General features: G+C 66.8%; 16 protein-coding genes. 4 read left to right on the forward strand and 12 right to left on the reverse strand.

Annotated features, from left to right (window positions below; genetic code table 11):
* The first annotated feature begins 27 nt into the window (after positions 1 to 27).
* Positions 28 to 2,205, forward strand: coding sequence for a catalase/peroxidase HPI (gene katG, locus VGV58_RS21715; protein WP_326876099.1), 2,178 nt, complete (start codon positions 28 to 30; stop codon positions 2,203 to 2,205).
* Positions 2,206 to 2,534: 329 nt separating this feature from the next.
* Complete coding sequence (locus VGV58_RS21720; protein WP_326876100.1) at positions 2,535 to 2,768, forward strand: hypothetical protein; 234 nt, start codon at positions 2,535 to 2,537, stop codon at positions 2,766 to 2,768.
* A 54-nt stretch (positions 2,769 to 2,822) separates the two neighbouring features.
* Here VGV58_RS21720 and ccoS read toward each other — a convergent pair whose 3' ends face one another.
* The 9 genes from ccoS to VGV58_RS21765 form a co-directional block, all read right to left on the reverse strand.
* Positions 2,823 to 3,002, reverse strand: coding sequence for a cbb3-type cytochrome oxidase assembly protein CcoS (ccoS, locus tag VGV58_RS21725; protein ID WP_326876101.1), 180 nt, complete (start codon positions 3,000 to 3,002; stop codon positions 2,823 to 2,825).
* Positions 2,999 to 5,188, reverse strand: a complete 2,190-nt coding sequence (locus VGV58_RS21730; protein ID WP_326876102.1) for a heavy metal translocating P-type ATPase — start codon at positions 5,186 to 5,188, stop codon at positions 2,999 to 3,001. Before VGV58_RS21730 ends, ccoS begins: the two co-directional genes overlap by 4 nt.
* 1 nt (position 5,189) lies before the next feature.
* Positions 5,190 to 5,732: a FixH family protein gene (locus tag VGV58_RS21735; protein WP_326876103.1), complete on the reverse strand. Its 543-nt coding sequence runs from the start codon at positions 5,730 to 5,732 to the stop codon at positions 5,190 to 5,192.
* On the reverse strand, positions 5,729 to 7,213 hold the full coding sequence (ccoG, locus tag VGV58_RS21740; RefSeq protein WP_326876104.1) for a cytochrome c oxidase accessory protein CcoG: 1,485 nt from the start codon (positions 7,211 to 7,213) through the stop codon (positions 5,729 to 5,731). Before ccoG ends, VGV58_RS21735 begins: the two co-directional genes overlap by 4 nt.
* Positions 7,185 to 8,069 (reverse strand): cytochrome-c oxidase, cbb3-type subunit III, encoded by an 885-nt coding sequence (gene ccoP, locus VGV58_RS21745; RefSeq protein ID WP_326876105.1) that lies wholly within the window; start codon positions 8,067 to 8,069, stop codon positions 7,185 to 7,187. The genes ccoG and ccoP overlap by 29 nt, the downstream gene beginning before the upstream one ends.
* A gap of 3 nt (positions 8,070 to 8,072) precedes the next feature.
* Positions 8,073 to 8,228, reverse strand: a complete 156-nt coding sequence (locus tag VGV58_RS21750; RefSeq protein WP_091837401.1) for a cbb3-type cytochrome c oxidase subunit 3 — start codon at positions 8,226 to 8,228, stop codon at positions 8,073 to 8,075.
* Between the two features lie 8 nt (positions 8,229 to 8,236).
* The gene (ccoO, locus tag VGV58_RS21755; RefSeq protein WP_326876106.1) at positions 8,237 to 9,001 is read right to left on the reverse strand and encodes a cytochrome-c oxidase, cbb3-type subunit II; all 765 of its coding nucleotides are present in this window, start codon (positions 8,999 to 9,001) and stop codon (positions 8,237 to 8,239) included.
* Positions 9,002 to 9,009: 8 nt separating this feature from the next.
* On the reverse strand, positions 9,010 to 10,623 hold the full coding sequence (ccoN, locus tag VGV58_RS21760; protein ID WP_326876182.1) for a cytochrome-c oxidase, cbb3-type subunit I: 1,614 nt from the start codon (positions 10,621 to 10,623) through the stop codon (positions 9,010 to 9,012).
* Between the two features lie 181 nt (positions 10,624 to 10,804).
* Positions 10,805 to 11,461: a helix-turn-helix domain-containing protein gene (locus VGV58_RS21765; protein ID WP_326876107.1), complete on the reverse strand. Its 657-nt coding sequence runs from the start codon at positions 11,459 to 11,461 to the stop codon at positions 10,805 to 10,807.
* A 217-nt stretch (positions 11,462 to 11,678) separates the two neighbouring features.
* Here VGV58_RS21765 and VGV58_RS21770 point away from each other — a divergent pair, with 217 nt between their 5' ends.
* Positions 11,679 to 12,146, forward strand: coding sequence for a hypothetical protein (locus VGV58_RS21770; protein WP_326876108.1), 468 nt, complete (start codon positions 11,679 to 11,681; stop codon positions 12,144 to 12,146).
* Positions 12,147 to 12,347: 201 nt separating this feature from the next.
* Here VGV58_RS21770 and VGV58_RS21775 read toward each other — a convergent pair whose 3' ends face one another.
* The gene (locus VGV58_RS21775; RefSeq protein WP_326876109.1) at positions 12,348 to 12,545 is read right to left on the reverse strand and encodes a hypothetical protein; all 198 of its coding nucleotides are present in this window, start codon (positions 12,543 to 12,545) and stop codon (positions 12,348 to 12,350) included.
* Positions 12,546 to 12,792: 247 nt separating this feature from the next.
* On the opposite strand from VGV58_RS21775, the gene VGV58_RS21780 reads away from it, so the two are divergent.
* Complete coding sequence (locus VGV58_RS21780) at positions 12,793 to 13,827, forward strand: LLM class flavin-dependent oxidoreductase (RefSeq protein ID WP_326876110.1); 1,035 nt, start codon at positions 12,793 to 12,795, stop codon at positions 13,825 to 13,827.
* Between the two features lie 14 nt (positions 13,828 to 13,841).
* On the opposite strand, the gene VGV58_RS21785 is transcribed toward VGV58_RS21780, so the two are convergent.
* Together VGV58_RS21785 and VGV58_RS21790 are read right to left on the reverse strand one after the other, a co-directional pair.
* Positions 13,842 to 14,927 (reverse strand): SMP-30/gluconolactonase/LRE family protein, encoded by a 1,086-nt coding sequence (locus VGV58_RS21785; RefSeq protein ID WP_414644049.1) that lies wholly within the window; start codon positions 14,925 to 14,927, stop codon positions 13,842 to 13,844.
* Between the two features lie 128 nt (positions 14,928 to 15,055).
* The gene (locus tag VGV58_RS21790; RefSeq protein WP_326876111.1) at positions 15,056 to 15,775 is read right to left on the reverse strand and encodes a ribonuclease activity regulator RraA; all 720 of its coding nucleotides are present in this window, start codon (positions 15,773 to 15,775) and stop codon (positions 15,056 to 15,058) included.
* Positions 15,776 to 15,918 lie beyond the last annotated feature (143 nt).

The raw sequence follows: 15,918 nt of genomic DNA on the forward strand, positions 1-15,918 counted from the left end.
GAACCCAGCCGAGCTTCGGAGAGAGACATGAGCGCGAAGACTGAGGACAGCACGGGCAAATGCCCCGTCGCCCATGGCGGCGGCACCCGTCAGAACCGCGACTGGTGGCCGAGCCAGCTGCCCGTCGACCTCCTGAACCAGCACTCGGCCAAGTCCGATCCGCTCGGCCAGGCCTTCAGCTATCGCGAGTCGTTCAAGAAGCTCGACTATGAGGCGCTGAAGAACGACCTGCGCAAGCTGATGACCGACTCGCAGGACTGGTGGCCTGCCGATTTCGGCAATTACGGCCCGCAATTCGTGCGCATGTCCTGGCATGCCGCCGGCACCTATCGCCTCGCCGACGGCCGTGGCGGCGGTGGCCGCGGCCAGCAGCGCTTCGCCCCGCTCAACAGCTGGCCGGACAATGTCAACATCGACAAGTCGCGCCGCCTGCTCTGGCCGATCAAGCAGAAATACGGCCAGCAGATCTCCTGGGCCGACCTCCTGATCCTCACCGGCAATGTCGCGCTGGAGACCATGGGCTTCCGCACCTTCGGCTTCGCCGGCGGCCGCGAGGACACCTGGGAGCCCGATCACGACGTGAGCTGGGGCACCGAGACCGCCTGGCTGACCCATCGCCCCCTCGACAAGTTCGACGCACCCCTCAGCGCCACCGAAATGGGCCTGATCTACGTCAACCCCGAAGGTCCGGGCGCCAATGGCGATCCGATCTCGGCGGCGCATTTCATCCGCGAGACCTTCGCCCGCATGGCGATGAACGACGAGGAGACGGTCGCGCTGATCGGCGGCGGCCACACCTTCGGCAAGACCCATGGCGCGGCGCCCGAGTCACATAAGGGTCCGGATCCGGAAGGCGCCGAGCTGGAGGCGCAGGGCCTCGGCTGGGCCAGTAATTTCGGCACCGGCCATGGCGCAGACGCTGTCGGCAGCGGCATCGAGGTCACCTGGACGCAGACCCCGGCGCAGTGGAGCAACTTCTTCTTCGAGAACCTGTTCAAGTACGAATGGGTGCAGACCCGCAGCCCCGGCGGCGCGATCCAGTGGGAGGCGAAGGACGCCGAGGCGGTGATCCCCGACGCCCACGACCCGTCGAAGAAGCACAAGCCGACCATGCTGACGACCGACCTGTCGCTGCGCCTGGACCCGGCCTATGAGAAGATCTCGCGCCGCTTCCTCGAGAACCCGCAGGCCTTCGCCGAGGCCTTTGCCCGCGCCTGGTTCAAGCTGACCCATCGCGATCTCGGCCCGCGCTCGCGCTATCTCGGCCCGGAAGTGCCGAAGGAAGAGCTGATCTGGCAGGACGTGCTGCCGGCTGCCGACCATCCGCTGGTCAACGCCGCCGACGTCGTCACGCTCAAGGACAAGATCAAAGCCTCCGGCCTCACCGTCTCCGAGCTGGTCGGCACCGCCTGGGCTTCGGCCGCGACCTTCCGCGGCGGCGACAAGCGTGGCGGCGCCAATGGCGCGCGCGTTCGCCTTGCGCCCCAGAAGGACTGGGAGGTCAACCAGCCGGCCCAGCTCGCCAAGGTGATCGAGGTGCTCGACGGCATCCGCCGCCAGTTCAACAAGGAGGCCGATGGCGACCAGAAGGTCTCGCTGGCCGACCTGATCGTGCTGGCCGGCAATGTCGGCGTCGAGCAGGCGGCCAAGGCCGCCGGCCACGCGGTCGAGGTGCCGTTTACTCCAGGCCGCACCGACGCCAAGCAGGAGCAGACGGAAGTTCACTCCTTCGCGGTGATGGAGCCGGCGCTGGACGGCTTCCGCAACTACCAGAAGCCGGGCGCCAGGGTGCCGGCCGAGGTGGCGCTGATCGACCGCGCCCAGCTGCTGACGCTGACCGCTCCCGAGCTGACGGTGCTGATCGGCGGCCTGCGCGCCATCGACATCAATGCCGACGGCTCCAAGCACGGTGTGCTGACCAACCGGCCGGGCGCGCTGACGAACGACTTTTTCGTCAACCTGCTCGACATGGGCACGCAGTGGAAGGCGACCTCCGAGGCCAAGGACGTGTTCGAGGGCACCGATCGCAAGACCGGCGCCGCCAAGTGGACCGGCACCCGCGTCGATCTCGTCTTCGGTTCGAACTCGATCCTGCGCGCTTTGGCCGAGGTCTATGCCAGCACCGACGCCAAGGAGAAGTTCGTCAAGGACTTCGTCGCGGCCTGGACCAAGGTGATGAACCTCGACCGCTTCGACGTCGCCTGACGGAACGCCCCCCGGTCCGGCATTCTCGCCGGGCCGGGGAGCTCCACCGTCCAGTCAGCGGAGGCGGAGCGCCGCCGCATCACCCTGCGCACCCATGCTGTCAGAAGGCCTATACGCCCCCCGAGGCGAAGGATCCGGAAAAATATAGAACTAAACGAATACTTAGAATCGAAAGAAAGAATACTTTTGACAAATTCGCGCTCGATTTTGCCTGCCCTGCTGATCCGCTCGGTTTAGGAAGCGGTCGTGAATGCAAAAGCGGCTTTCATAATCTGTTCATCGCTAATGTGGTCAACCTGTCCATGTGGGCGATATGAAGGAGAGACATTATGAATCGTCGTTCATTCATCACTGCACTGTTCGGCGGCGTGGCCGCGAGCGCCATCGGCGCGACAATTACAGCGGCACCTGCGATGGCCGCCCCTATCGATAAAGCCGAGCTCGATGCCCTGCCGGCGGAGTTCAGCCAGTACCGTCGCCATCGGCGTCGCCGCGAGGTCTGCACCTTCCGGCGCAACCGCTACGGCCGCCGCGTGCGCGTCTGTCGGACGGTCTACTACTGAAGACCTGGCCCCGGCCCAGCGCCGGGGCTTTTCCGTCCCGAGAGCCGGCCTCCCTCAGGCCCGATCGCTTTCGCCGTCCCGCCGCCCGGCAACCGCATCATCGTCCTGCAGCACCCGCCAGGCCGCCCCGTCGAGATCGGCATACTGGCCGCTGCGCATGCACCAGAAGAAGGCTCCCAGCCCCAGCAGGCCGAGGCCGAGCGCCAGCGGGAACAGAATCACGATGATGTTCATGCCCGTACCTCCGCACTGCTCCGCGCACGCAGCGCATTGAGCGTCACCACCAGCGAGGAGCCGGACATGGCGACGGCGGCGACCAAGGGCGTCGCCAACCCGGCAATGGCGATCGGCACCGCGACCGCATTGTAGAGCACGGCGAAGCAGAGGTTCTGCAGCATCAGTCGGCGCGCCTTGCGGGCGATGTCGAGAGCAGCCGCGACCGGCGCGAGGCTCTCGCCGAGGAAGACGATGTCGGCCGCCGCCTGCGCCAGATGGGTGGCGCTGACCGGCGAGAGCGAGACATGCGCCCCCGCCAGCGCCGGCGCATCGTTGAGCCCGTCGCCGACCATCAGCACCTTGCGGCCATCGGCCGCCATCCGCTCCAGCAGGGCCAGTTTGTCGCCCGGCATCAGGCCGGCATGCAATTCGGTGACGCCGAGCTCGGCGGCGATCGGCGCCACCGCCTCGAACCGGTCGCCGGAGAGGCTCGCGACCTCCAGCCCGGCCTTGCGCAGGGCGGCGATCGTCTCGCGCGCCTGCGGGCGCAGCGCCTGCCCGAGCGCCAGCACCGTGCGGAAGGAGCCATGGCGATAAGCGATCAGCGAGGCGCCGGGATGCAGTGCCGCGACCATGGCCGCCTGCGCCTGCGCACCGCAGAAGGCGACGCTGCCGAGACGGCGCTCGTCGTCGCCTTGTCCAACCGAGAGGCCCTGCCCTAGCTCCTCGTGTGCATCGCCGGCCGGTGACGACACGCCGAGCGCCCTTGCCAGCGCCTGCGCCAGCGGATGCCCGCTCGCCGCCGCCAAAGCGCCGATCTCGGCTCGCCGCTCGCTCGGCAGTGCCTGCGGATTGAGGATCTCCGGTTCCGGCAGGGTCAGCGTGCCGGTCTTGTCGAAGACAGCGATGTCGGCCTCGGCCAGGCGCTCCAGGGCATCGCCCTCCTTCAGCATGATCTTGCGCCTGAACAGGGCGGAGGCCGCGACGACCTGCACGGCGGGAATGGCGAGGCCGAGCGCACAGGGGCAGGTGATGATCAGCACGGTGACGGCGATCATCAGCGCTTCCGGCCAGGCAAGGCCGAAGGCCAGCCAGCCGAGGAAGGTCGAGGCCGCCAACGTGTGCACCACCGGCGCATAGAGCCGCGCGGCGCGGTCGGAAAGGCGGACATAGCGCGAGCGGTTGCCGACCGCCTGGTCCATCAGGCGGTCGATCTCGTCGAGCAGCGTGCCCTGCCCGGCCGCCTCGACCCGCACTGTCAGTGCGCCGGTGAGGTTCAGCGTACCGGCATGGACGCGCTCGCCTTGCCCGATGGCGACCGGCGCGGTCTCGCCGGTGACGAGGCTCTGGTCGAGTTCGGACCGGCCGGTCTCGACGATGCCATCGACCGAAACGCGCTCGCCCGGCCGCACCAGCACGAGATCACCGGGCGCTATCGCGGCGATCGGCATCACCGTCGTGCTGCCATCGGCGGCGAGTCTCGTCGCGGTCTCGGCCTTGAGCGCGGCGAGGTTTCCAGCGAGATCGCGGGTGCGCCGCCGCATCAGCTGGTCGAGATAGCGCCCGATCAAGAGGAAGAAGAGCAGCATGACCACGCCGTCGAAATAGGCGTGGCGGCCATGGTTCCAGGTCTCGGCGACCGACATCACCAGCGCCAGGACGACGCCGATGGTGATCGGCACGTCCATGTTGACCGCGCCGGCCTTCAGCGCCCTGAGCGCACTCTCGAAGAAGGGCCGGCCGGCATAGGCCGCAGTCGGCAGCGCTATCAGGGCGGAGAGCCAGTGGAAGAAGTCGCGCGTCGTCGGATCGATATCGCCGCTATTGCCGGACCAGACCGCGACCGAGAGCAGCATGATGTTCATCGAGGCGAAGCCGGCGACGCCGAGCGCGCGCAGCAGATAGCGCTCCTCGCTCGCGGCTCCCGCCTCCTGCCGCTCGGGCGCGAAGGGATAGGCCTTGAAGCCGAGCGCAGCGAGCTTCTCGACCACCGCTTCAGGCCGCAGCAGCGCCTCGCGCCATTCGACCGAAACGCGCTTCAGCGCCAGGTTGACGCGGGCGCCCAGAATAGCCGGCTCGCGGGCGAGCCCGCCCTCGATCGCCTGCATGCAGCCGGCACAGCGTATGCCGTCGACCGCCAGCTCCATGCTGGCGATGCCATCGTCGCGATGGCGCACGAAGACGGAGAGGTCCTGCGCCGCCATCTCAGCGCTCCAAGGTGACACGGCTGCGCGAGACGAAGACGACCTCCTCCGCGCGCTTCGCCTGCAATTCGAGAATCCAGGCACCGGCCTCGATCGTCTCGAAGCTGGCCTCGTAGCGGCCCGGCCGGCTTTCGCTCAGCGCAAGGTCACGGTCGCGGGCGGAGGTTGCGGGGTGGCGCAGGCGGGCGCTCGCGGCGAGGCCGGTGAGCGGCCCGCCATTGCGATCGGCCAGGGTGACCGTCAGCACCGCGCCCTCGCCTTGCCGGGCCAGCGTCGTGGTGGCGGCCCAGCCGCGCGCATCGCGCTCGTGCTGGCGGGCGATCTCCTCGTTGAAGTGCTGGCTGTCCTCATAGGCGCTGCGGGTCTCGACGCCCGGCATGGTCCGCAGAGCCATCGTCAGGATCGTCGCATTGACCGAGACGATCACGCCGAAGAACAGGATCAGCATGGCCGCGACCATGCCGCCGGTCAGCGCGAAGGGACGGCGCGGTGCAGCCGGGGCCGGATTCTCATAGGGCATGATGATGACTCCGCAGCAGCTCATCGATGGGTCTCCGGCGCCATGAAATGGTCGTCGGCACGCACCGTCTCGCCGGCAAAGAGATCGGACGCGGTGATGGTGATCGCCTGCGAGGGCGCAAGCGGCACGCCGGCCGGGACGGTGACGAGCACGCGCACTTCGCGCGTCGAATCGGGATCGACGATGACGACGGGGCGCAAATCGGCGCTGGGTGGGGCGCCGACCGCTTCGATCCTGATGCCGGGCAGGCCCGAGACGGTCAGGGCAAAGGGCCGATGCTCCGGCCGCTTGTTGAGCAGGCGCACCGCATAGGCGTTGCGGATCGAGCTGTCGCTCAGGGTGACGAACAGCGGCGTGCGCTCGTGCAGCACCGAGATGCCGGCGGTGCTGCGGGTCGCGAGCTGCCAGAGCATGGCGCCGCCGACGATCGCGATCAGCGCCGCATAGGCCAAGGTCCGCAGCCGCACCGGCCGGTAGATCGCGGCCAGCCCGGCGAGGCGGCGCTGGACGTTGCCGTCGGTGTCATAGGCGATCAGCCGGGTCGGGCGGCCGATCTTGGTCATGACGGTGTCGCAGGCGTCGATGCAGAGCCCGCACTGGATGCAGTCGACCTGCGCGCCGTCACGGATGTCGATCCCGGTCGGGCAGACGGCGACGCATTGGAAGCAATCGATGCAGTCGCCCGCCGGCGCGCCCTGCGCCTTCAGCCTCAAAGCCTGCTTCACCGAGACGCGCGGCTCGCCGCGATCGTAGCGATAGGTGACGTTGAGCGCCTCGTCGTCGGTCAGGGCCGCCTGGATGCGCGGCCAGGGGCACATATACTTGCAGACCTGCTCGCGCATGATCCCGGCGAGCGTGTAGGTGGTGAAGGTCAGGATCGCGATCCAGACATAGGCCGAGAGCGGCGCGGTGAAGGTCGCAAGCTCGCGCACCAGGGTCGGCGCATCGGCGAAGTAGAGCACCCAGACGCCGCCGGTCCACCAGGCGATCACCAGCCAGACCGCATGCTTGGCGCTCTTGCGCCAGATCGTGTCGAAGCTCCAGGACTCGGCGTCGCGGCGCATGCGCTCGCGCCGGTCGCCCTCGAAGAAGCGCTCGACGACGAGGAAGAGGTCGGTCCAGACCGTCTGTGGGCAGAGATAGCCGCACCAGACCCGGCCGGCGACCGCGTTCATCAGGAAGAGCACGAAGGAGGCCAGGATCAGCAGGCCGGTGAAGTAGTAGACCTCCTGCGGCCAGAGCTCGATGAAGAAGAAGTAGAAGCGGTTATTGGCGATATCAGCCAGCACCGCCTGGTTCGGGAGGTAGGGGCCGCGATCCCAGCGCAGGAAGGGCAGGAGGTAATAGATGCCCAGGCAGAGGAAGAGGATCAGCCATTTCGCGCGCCGGAACGGGCCCGACACGCTCTGCGGATAGACCTTCCGCGACGCCGCGAAGAGCGGGATGTCGTCAGGATCGGTCCCGGCACTGCTCACGCTACTGCCCTCCCCCCAGCGAGTGGACATAGACGGTCAGCGCCTTGATCGTGGTCTCGTCGAGACGCCCGGCCCAGGCCGGCATCACGCCGTTGCGGCTGTTGCTGATGGTCTCGGTGAGCGAGGCCATGTCCATGCCGTAGAGGCTGATCGCATCGGTGAGGTTCGGCGCGCCGAGCTCCTGGTTGCCCTTGCCCGCCGCGCCATGGCAAGCGGCGCAGTTGTCGGCGAAGACCTTGCGCCCGAGCGGCAGATCCGCCTTCGGCTCGGTTGGCAAGCCGGCGAGCTCGCGGACATGGCTGGTGACGGCTGCAATCTCCTCGCGCTTCAGCACGCCATCGCGCCCGAAGGCCGGCATCTGGCTGACGCGGGTGTCGTTGTCGCCGGCGACACGGATGCCGTGGCGGATGGTTTGCTGGATCGCTGCGGGCGAGCCGCCCCAGAGCCAATCGTCGTCGTTGAGGTTGGGATAGCCCTTGGCGCCGGCACCGCCGACGCCGTGGCACGCCGCGCAATTGTCGCCGAAGGCGGCCTTGCCCTGCGCCATCGCGATCTGGAACAGCGTCGGGTCGGCCTTGATCTGTTCAGGAGTGGCGTCCGCCATGCCGGCGGCCTGCGCTGCGCGCTGCGCCTTGAGCTTGGCCATGTCCGCGCTGATCTCAGCGCGGCTGGCATAGCCGATCACGCCCTTGGTCGTGTCGGTCAAAAGCGGCCAGGCCGGGTAGACGACCCAGTAGCCGATCGACCAGAGGATGCTGGCGTAGAAGATGCCGAGCCACCAGCGCGGCAGCGGCGTGTTCAGCTCGCGGATACCATCCCATTCATGCCCCGTCGTGCTGTAGCCGGTGGCGGCATCGACATTGGGATCGTCGTGCTTCTGGTCCATCGGTCAGTCCTCGCGCAGCGGGTTGAGCGCGGCTTCTTCGAAACGGGCGCGGTTCTTCGGCCAGAAGGCGTAGACGCAGACTCCGAGGAAGACGGCGACGAAGTAGAGAAGTCCGGCGGACTGGGCGAAGCCGGCGAGCCAGTGATAGGTCGTTTGCATGGTCGGGCTCAGCGGATGTTGGCTTTGTCGTCGTAGAGCTTGAAGTCGACCATCGTCCCGAGCGCCTGCAGATAGGCGATCAGGGCGTCGGCTTCGGTGATGCGCTGCGGATTGCCGTCGAAATCGCGCGACTGCGCCTTGGGATAGCGCTTCTCCAGATCGGCCTGGCCGGGATGGTCCGGCGTCGCCTGCGCCCTGAGGTCGGCCTGCGCCTGCGCGATCATCTCGTCGCTATAGGGCACGCCGCCGGCGCGGTTGGCGCGCAGCTCGTCGGCGATGTCGCCGAACGCGAGCTCGGTCTTCTCCAGGAAGGGATAGCCCGGCATGATCGACTGCGGCACGATCGCGCGCGGCTCGGCCAGATGCGCCCGCTGCCACTCGTCGGAATACTTGCCGCCGACGCGAGCGAGATCGGGCCCGGTCCGCTTCGAGCCCCATTGGAACGGCTTGTCGTACATGCTCTCGGCCGCGAGCGAATAGTGCCCGTAGCGCTCGACCTCGTCGCGCAGCGGCCGGATCATCTGGCTGTGGCAGTTGTAGCAGCCCTCGCGCACATAGATGCCGCGGCCGGCGAGCTCGAGCGGCGTATAGGGCCGCATGCCCTGCACCGTCTCGATCGTGTTCCGGAGGTAGAAGAGCGGCGCGATCTCGACCAGGCCGCCGATCGAGATCACCAGCAGCGTGCCGATGACCAGGACGATCGAGTTGGTCTCGAAGATCTTGTGCTTGGCCCAGAGCGAGCGGCGCGGTGCCTTGTGGTCGATGCTCGTCATGATGGTCCTCAGGCAGTGGCGAGCTGGCGCGGCGGCAGCGCATGAGCTTCAGGCGTGTCGGCGGCCTCCTCGCAGCGCACGGTCATCCAGAGATTGAAGGCCATGATCAGCGCGCCCATCAGGAAGAGCGCGCCGCCCAGCGCCCGGATCACGTAGAACGGGTGCATCGCCGCGACGGTTTCGATGAAGGCGTATTCGAGGAAGCCGAGCGAGGTGTAGGCCCGCCACATCAGGCCCTGCAGGATGCCCGAGACCCACATCGCCGTGATGTAGAAGACGATGCCGAGGGTCGAGACCCAGAAGTGCCAGCTCACCAGCCTGAGCGAGTAGAGCCCCTTGCGGTTCCACAGCCAGGGCACCAGGCAGTAGATCGCGCCGAAGGAGATGTAGGCGACCCAGCCGAGCGCGCCGGCATGGACATGGCCGATGGTCCAGTCGGTGTAGTGCGAGAGCCCGTTCACCGCCTTGATCGACATCAGCGGCCCCTCGAAGGTCGCCATGCCGTAGAAGGCGAGCGAGACCACCATCATCCGCAGCACGGGGTCGGTGCGCAGCCGGTCCCAGGCTCCCGACAGGGTCATGATCCCGTTGATCATGCCGCCCCAGGAGGGCATCCACAGCATGATCGAGAAGGTCATGCCGAGCGTCTGCGCCCAGTCGGGCAGCGCGGTGTAGTGCAGATGATGCGGGCCGGCCCAGATATAGATGAAGATCAGCGCCCAGAAATGGATGATCGAGAGCCGATAGCTGTAGATCGGCCGCTCCGCGCGCTTGGGCACGAAGTAGTACATGATCGCGAGGAAGCCGGCGGTCAGGAAGAAGCCGACGGCGTTGTGGCCGTACCACCACTGGAACATCGCATCCTGCACGCCCGACCAGAGGCCATAGGACTTCGGCGACAGGATAGAGACCGGCACGGCGACGTTGTTGCCGATATGCAGGACGGCAATGGTCAGGATGAAGCCGAGATAGAACCAGTTCGCCACATAGATGTGCGGTTCGTTACGCTTCCTCAGCGTGCCCAGGAAGGCCAGGAGATAGGCGACCCAGACGAAGGTCAGCCAGAGATCGGCGTACCATTCGGGCTCGGCGTATTCCTTGCTCTGGGTGATCCCGAGCAGATAGCCGGTGCCGGCGATGACGATGAAAAGGTTGTAGCCGAGCACGACGAACCAGGGCGAAAGGTCGCCGGCAAGGCGGGCCCGGCAGGTGCGCTGCACGACGTAGAACGAAGAGCCGATCAGCACGTTGCCGCCGAAGGCGAAGACCACTGCCGAGGTGTGCAGCGGCCGCATCCGGCCGAAATTGGTCCAGGGCAGGTCGAAGTTCAGGCCGGGAAAGGCGAGCTGCAGCGCGATGATCAGCCCGACGGCAAAGCCGGCGATGCCCCAGACCATCGAGGCGACGGTCGCGAACTTGACCGGCCCCATATTGTAGTTGGGCTTGCCGTCGATCTCCTGCGGCGGGACCGCCGGCGTGCCGTCGAAGCAGCGATTGCCGATCAGGATCATGCTGGCTGCGGCTGCGGCTGCGCCGAGCATGGCGTGGAAGGCGTAGCCGGAGTTTTCGGTCAGTGCGCCGATCAGGATCAGCGGCAGCACGCTGGCGCCCGCGATCAGCATCCCGATCATTTCGCCGACCGTCATTGCCCGGACAGGGCTCGTCGTCGCGCTCACCGCTGACTCCCGCTTCGTCGCAGGCGCTGGGATGCGCCTTCAGCGGGAGACTTAGCGGCCGGTTGAGCGGGGGGCTTTGATCCAGGTCAAGGGCAGGATGGGACGGGCTGCGGCGCGAAGGCGCAGCTCACGCCGCGACGGCGTGCATCCGTTCGGGATTCATCACGCGCACGCCTCCGGGCACGATCAGGATCGTCTTCTCCTTGGCGAGGCGGGTGAAGGTGCGGCTGACCGTCTCGATCGTCAGGCCGAGGAAATCGGCGATGTCCTGCCGCGTCATCGGCAGCGGCACCGTCACCGAGGGCTTGCCGAGCCGGGCCCAGCGCTGCTGCATGCCGAGCAGGAAGCAGATCAGCTTCTCCTCGGCGGTGCGGCGGCCGAGCAGCAGCATCTGCTCATGGGCGAGCGTCAGCTCATGCGTCGCGAACTCGTGCAGGCGCTTGAGCAGATGCGGCTTGGCGTCGACCAGCGCCGTATAGGCGGCGCGCGAGAAAGCGCAGACCGCGACATCGCCGATCGCATCGGCCGAGAAGCCGTAGGCATCGCGCATGGCGAGCCCGAGGAAATCGCCCGGCAGCGCGAAGCCGACGACCTGGCGGCGCCCATCGGACAACAGCTTGTAGAGCCGGATGACGCCGCCGGTGACGTTGTAGACGCAGTGCGCCTCGGCCCCTTGCGTGAACAGCGTCTCGCCGGAGGCAAAATGCGTCGGGTTCGCCAGCTGCTCCAGCAAGGCGAGCTCGTCATCGTTCAGGGAGGCGCAGACGCTGACCAGGCGGACCATGCAGTTGCGGCATCCGCTCTCGCCGTGGGCGGCGGCGCTACACACCGAGGGCTGACAGTTCACAATCGCACCTTCCTGTTCATCGCTGGACCCTACCCCATGCGTGCAGGCTGACAAAGCGTGCGCCCGGCCTCAGCGCCGCGGATTTGATCCAGATCAATGCGGCAATAGGCCCTGCGAAACGAGGTTGCTGCCTGGAAACTCGGGAGAGCCGCACGTGATGGGCGATGACATCTTCGAAGTCGCGCGCATCCTGCCGGGTAGCGCCGACACGGTCTACGGGCTCGTCACCCTGCTGCATCCCGAGCTCACGCCGGATGGCTGGGCCACCTTCGTGCGCGACCATTCGCAGGACGGGGCCCAGCCATCCGGCGTCTTCGCCCTGCGCGACGCGCGCGGCATGCCGCATGCCCTGTTCGGCTTTCGCATCGCGCGCACGATCACGGGCGGCACGACGCTGGAGATCTCCGAGATCGCGATGATGCGGCTGCCCGGAACCTGCCTCGTCGACGCGCTGCTGCGCTTCGCCAACCAGCTTGCGGCACAGCTCGACCTGCCGCGCATCGCGATCTCGCTGGAGCGCTCGGCCGCCTGGCCGCAGGATCACGACGCCCTGCAGCGCTGCGGCTTCCAGATCGACCGTGTCATGGTCCTTGGCCGCGCCAGGCTCGAGCCGGCGGCGTGATCGTCCCGAGCAATCCCTGCGAAAATGCGCAGCGGATCGTGTCCGAGGTTCCGTAAAAACAAAGAGATACAGCATACCCGGCGAAGCAGCTTCACCGGATATGGTTCAGAGGCGGCTGGTTCTAAAGCCGCCACCGGTTCGTCGCCCACCATGCGCCCGCCGCGATGGCGACCATGGCGAGCGCGACTAGAATCGCCTCGCCTATCGGGTCGGCTCCTTCCGTGCGTCCATGAAATTCGCGAACCAGGCGCCGTCGCTATTCCCGCCAGAGCCCTCGCCCTGCTCCGCGGTCACCCGCAACAGCAGCTCGATCTCTTCGAAGGACAGATCATAGAACGGCAGCAGCATCGGATTGCCGACGATCGAGCGCTCGCTCTCGGCCACAGCCTCGCCGTCCATGAACCTCTCCCCCTTTGCGACTGCGTGCGAATCCGTTGCCCCGAAGCTCGCCGAAGCAACAGCAATCGTCAGCGCCTCGCCACACCCAAATGGGGGGTGAGGCGAATATTATTGTTCCTCATGGTACCGATTTCGGCGATTTCGCATAGACCCCTCGGCAGCAGCGCATCTTGAACGGCGACAATGCCAGCGCCAGATGGCGCGGGCGCCGGCAAAACGGCGTGCTGCACCAGCCTCGGACCCGACCATGCCCGCCTCTCTCCAACTCGGCCTCGACACCTTCGGCGACGTCACCGCCAGCCCGGACGGGGTCCTGCTCCCGCATGCACAGGTGATCCGCGATCTCGTCGAGCAGGCGGTGCTCGCCGACGAGATCGGCATCGACTTCTTCGGCATCGGCGAACATCACCGCGCCGATTTCGCGGTGTCTTCCCCGGAGACCGTGCTCGCCGGCATCGCGACGCGCACCAGCCGCATCCGCCTCGGCTCGGCCGTCACGGTGCTGAGCTCGGACGATCCGATCCGGGTCTTTCAGCGCTTCTCTACGGTCGATGCGCTCTCGAACGGCCGCGCCGAGGTCATCCTCGGCCGCGGCTCCTTCACCGAATCCTTTCCTCTCTTCGGCTTCGACCTCAGACAATACGAGGTGCTGTTCGAGGAGAAGCTCGACCTCTTCGTCGAGCTGATCCGCAAGAAGGCCATCACCTGGGAGGGCAGCCTTCGGCCGCCGCTGCGTGACCAGCAGGTCTTCCCGCTATTGGAAAAGGGCGAGCTGACGACCTGGATCGGTGTCGGAGGCAGCCCGGAATCGGTGGTACGGGCGGCACGCTACGACCTGCCGCTGATGCTCGCCATCATCGGCGGGCCGGCCCAGCGCTTCGCACCCTATGCCCAGCTCTACCGCGATGCGATGGGAAAGCTCGGCCACGCCGATCGCCCGATCGGCGTGCATTCGCCCGGCTATGTCGCGGCAACGGATGCTCAGGCAGCCGAGGAGTTCTTCCCCGCCTTCAAGACGATGCGCGATCGCATCGGCGCCGAACGCGGCTGGGGCCCGCTGTCACGCGAGGAGTTCGAGCGCGAGGTTTCGGGCGGCGCGCTCTATCTCGGCTCGCCGCAAACCGTCGCCCGCAAGATCGCCGCGACAGTGAAGGCGCTCGGCCTGCAGCGCTTCCAGCTCAAGATCAGTGCAGGCCCGCTCACGCAGGACAAGCTGCTGCGCTGCATCGAGCTCTATGGCCGCGAGGTCATCCCGATGGTGCGGGAGCTGCTCGCGGCCTGAAGCGCGTCGAGGCGTCACACGGCGCCGTGCGCCTCGACATAGAGGGCGTAGAGCGAGTGCGAGCTCGCCATGTAGAGCCGGTTGCCCTTCGGCCCGCCGAAGCAGAGATTGGCGCAGCGCTCCGGCAGGCGGATGAAGGCGAGCGGCTTACCGGCGGGGCTGAACACCATCACCCCGTCGAGATCCTCCGGCTTGCCGCGCAGGCCGTAGACCTTGCGTCCGCCGACATCGCTCGGCTCGGCATTGAGCGCGCCATTGCTGCCATAGCCACACCAGAGATTGCCGTCGCGGTCGACGCGGAAGCCGTCGAGCGCACCGAAATCGGCGGCATCGACCAGCTTGACCTTGTTCGAGAGCTTGCCGTCGGCGTCGACATCGTAGCTCCAGATGCTGCGGTTCGGCGTGCCCCGCCATTCCACGACATAGAGTTTCTTCTCGTCGGGCGAGAAGGCCAGGCCATTGGGGTTGACCAGATCGGTGATCACCGCGGTCAGCTTGCCGTCCGGCGCAAGCCGGTAGACGTTCGTTGTCGCCTGTTCCGGCTTGGCGCGCGATCCTTCCCATTCACCATTGATGCCGAAGAGCGGATCGGTGAACCAGATCGTGTCGTCCGATCTGACGACAACGTCGTTCGGCGCGTTCAGCCGCTTGCCCTCGAACTTGTCAGCAAGGACGGTGATCTTGCCGTTCTTCTCGGTGCGGGTGATGCGCCGCGTCACCGAGTGCTCGCAGGTGATCAATCGTCCCTGTCGATCGCGGGCATTGCCGTTGGCATAGTTGGCGTTCTCGCGGAAGACGGTGAAGCTGTTCTTCACCTCGTCATATTTCATGATCCGGTTGTTCGGGATATCGCTGACGAGAAGGTAGCGCCCCTCCGGGAAATAGACCGGCCCCTCGGCCCAGCGCATGCCGCTGCCGAGCTGCTCGATGGTGCTCGAATAGATCCGGTACTTGGCAAAGCTCGGGTCGAGGATGTCGACCGCCGGATCGGGATAGCGCTGGTTCGGCTTGAACGGGAAGGCTTGCGCCAGCGCGGGCGTGGCCAGCGCCGAGCCGGCTGCAGCGGCGAGCCCGCCCTTGAGCAGATGACGGCGAAACATGTCGATCATGGCATTTCCCCCTGTGCTCTTGTCATGGATATTCCGTCGAGCGCCGCGATGGCGGCGCCCGTCTCAACCGCTCTTTGGCGGGTCTCTGCCGTCGCGACAGCGGCGGAAGCGCTCTCAGGTCATTTCCAGTCCGGCCGCCATCTCGCGAATTCGGCCTTGGTCTCGGCATTGGCTGGGTAGAGACCGAAGATGCCGCGCCCTTCGCGCACCTTCATCTCGACGAAGTCCTCATAGGCGGTCTGCTCATAGGCCTCGGCCGCGACCTCATTGGCGAGATGGGCTGGGATCACGCAGACGCCCTCGCCGTCGCCGACGACGATGTCGCCGGGATAGACCGCCACGTCGCCGCAGCCGATCGGCGCGTTGATGTCGAGCGCGTGGTGATGGATCAGGTTGGTCGGCGCGCTCGGCCGGTTGTGATAGGCGGCAAAGCCCAGCGCCGCGATGTCGGGGCTGTCGCGGAAGCCGCCATCCGTGACGATGCCGGCGGCGCCGCGCTGCATCAGGCGCGTCACCAGGATGCAGCCAGCCGAAGCCGCGCGCGCATCCTTGCGGCTGTCGATCACCATGACATGGCCCGCCGGGCAGGTTTCGACCGCGACACGCTGCGGGTGCTGCGTGCCCTCGAACACGCTGAGATGGTCGAGATCCTCGCGCGCCGGGATGTAGCGCAGCGTGAAGGCCTCGCCGACCATGCGCGGCGCGCTGGCTGAGAGCGGGCGCACATCCTGGATGAACTGATTGCGCAGGCCGCGCTTGAACAGCGCCGTGGTCAGGGTCGCGGTCGAGACACGCTTCAGCTTCTCGCGATTTTCTTGGGTGAGCGCAGTAGCGGTCATGTCAAAATCATCCTCTCGCGGCCGATAGTCGGCGCGCCATTCCAGAACCCGTCATCCCGGGCTTGCCCCGGGATCCATCGTAGAGCTCAGCACTCTACGATGGATCCCGGAGCTCCGCTTCGCTGCGTCCGGGATGACGGCGT

Origin of the sequence: Allobosea sp. (assembly GCF_035944895.1) — a bacterium.
Lineage (GTDB): Bacteria > Pseudomonadota > Alphaproteobacteria > Rhizobiales > Beijerinckiaceae > Allobosea.

Excerpts from the sequence above, each read along its gene's own strand:
- katG (WP_326876099.1), top strand. The coding sequence starts at position 28 with ATGAGCGCGAAGACTGAGGACAGCACGGGCAAATGCCCCGTCGCCCAT.
- VGV58_RS21720 (WP_326876100.1), top strand. The coding sequence starts at position 2,535 with ATGAATCGTCGTTCATTCATCACTGCACTGTTCGGCGGCGTGGCCGCG.
- ccoS (WP_326876101.1), bottom strand. The coding sequence starts at position 3,002 with ATGAACATCATCGTGATTCTGTTCCCGCTGGCGCTCGGCCTCGGCCTG.
- VGV58_RS21730 (WP_326876102.1), bottom strand. The coding sequence starts at position 5,188 with ATGGCGGCGCAGGACCTCTCCGTCTTCGTGCGCCATCGCGACGATGGC.
- VGV58_RS21735 (WP_326876103.1), bottom strand. The coding sequence starts at position 5,732 with ATGAGCTGCTGCGGAGTCATCATCATGCCCTATGAGAATCCGGCCCCG.
- ccoG (WP_326876104.1), bottom strand. The coding sequence starts at position 7,213 with ATGTCCACTCGCTGGGGGGAGGGCAGTAGCGTGAGCAGTGCCGGGACC.
- ccoP (WP_326876105.1), bottom strand. The coding sequence starts at position 8,069 with ATGGACCAGAAGCACGACGATCCCAATGTCGATGCCGCCACCGGCTAC.
- VGV58_RS21750 (WP_091837401.1), bottom strand. The coding sequence starts at position 8,228 with ATGCAAACGACCTATCACTGGCTCGCCGGCTTCGCCCAGTCCGCCGGA.
- ccoO (WP_326876106.1), bottom strand. The coding sequence starts at position 9,001 with ATGACGAGCATCGACCACAAGGCACCGCGCCGCTCGCTCTGGGCCAAG.
- ccoN (WP_326876182.1), bottom strand. The coding sequence starts at position 10,623 with ATGCTGATCGCGGGCGCCAGCGTGCTGCCGCTGATCCTGATCGGCGCA.
- VGV58_RS21765 (WP_326876107.1), bottom strand. The coding sequence starts at position 11,461 with ATGGTCCGCCTGGTCAGCGTCTGCGCCTCCCTGAACGATGACGAGCTC.
- VGV58_RS21775 (WP_326876109.1), bottom strand. The coding sequence starts at position 12,545 with ATGGACGGCGAGGCTGTGGCCGAGAGCGAGCGCTCGATCGTCGGCAAT.
- VGV58_RS21780 (WP_326876110.1), top strand. The coding sequence starts at position 12,793 with ATGCCCGCCTCTCTCCAACTCGGCCTCGACACCTTCGGCGACGTCACC.
- VGV58_RS21785 (WP_414644049.1), bottom strand. The coding sequence starts at position 14,927 with ATGTTTCGCCGTCATCTGCTCAAGGGCGGGCTCGCCGCTGCAGCCGGC.
- VGV58_RS21790 (WP_326876111.1), bottom strand. The coding sequence starts at position 15,775 with ATGACCGCTACTGCGCTCACCCAAGAAAATCGCGAGAAGCTGAAGCGT.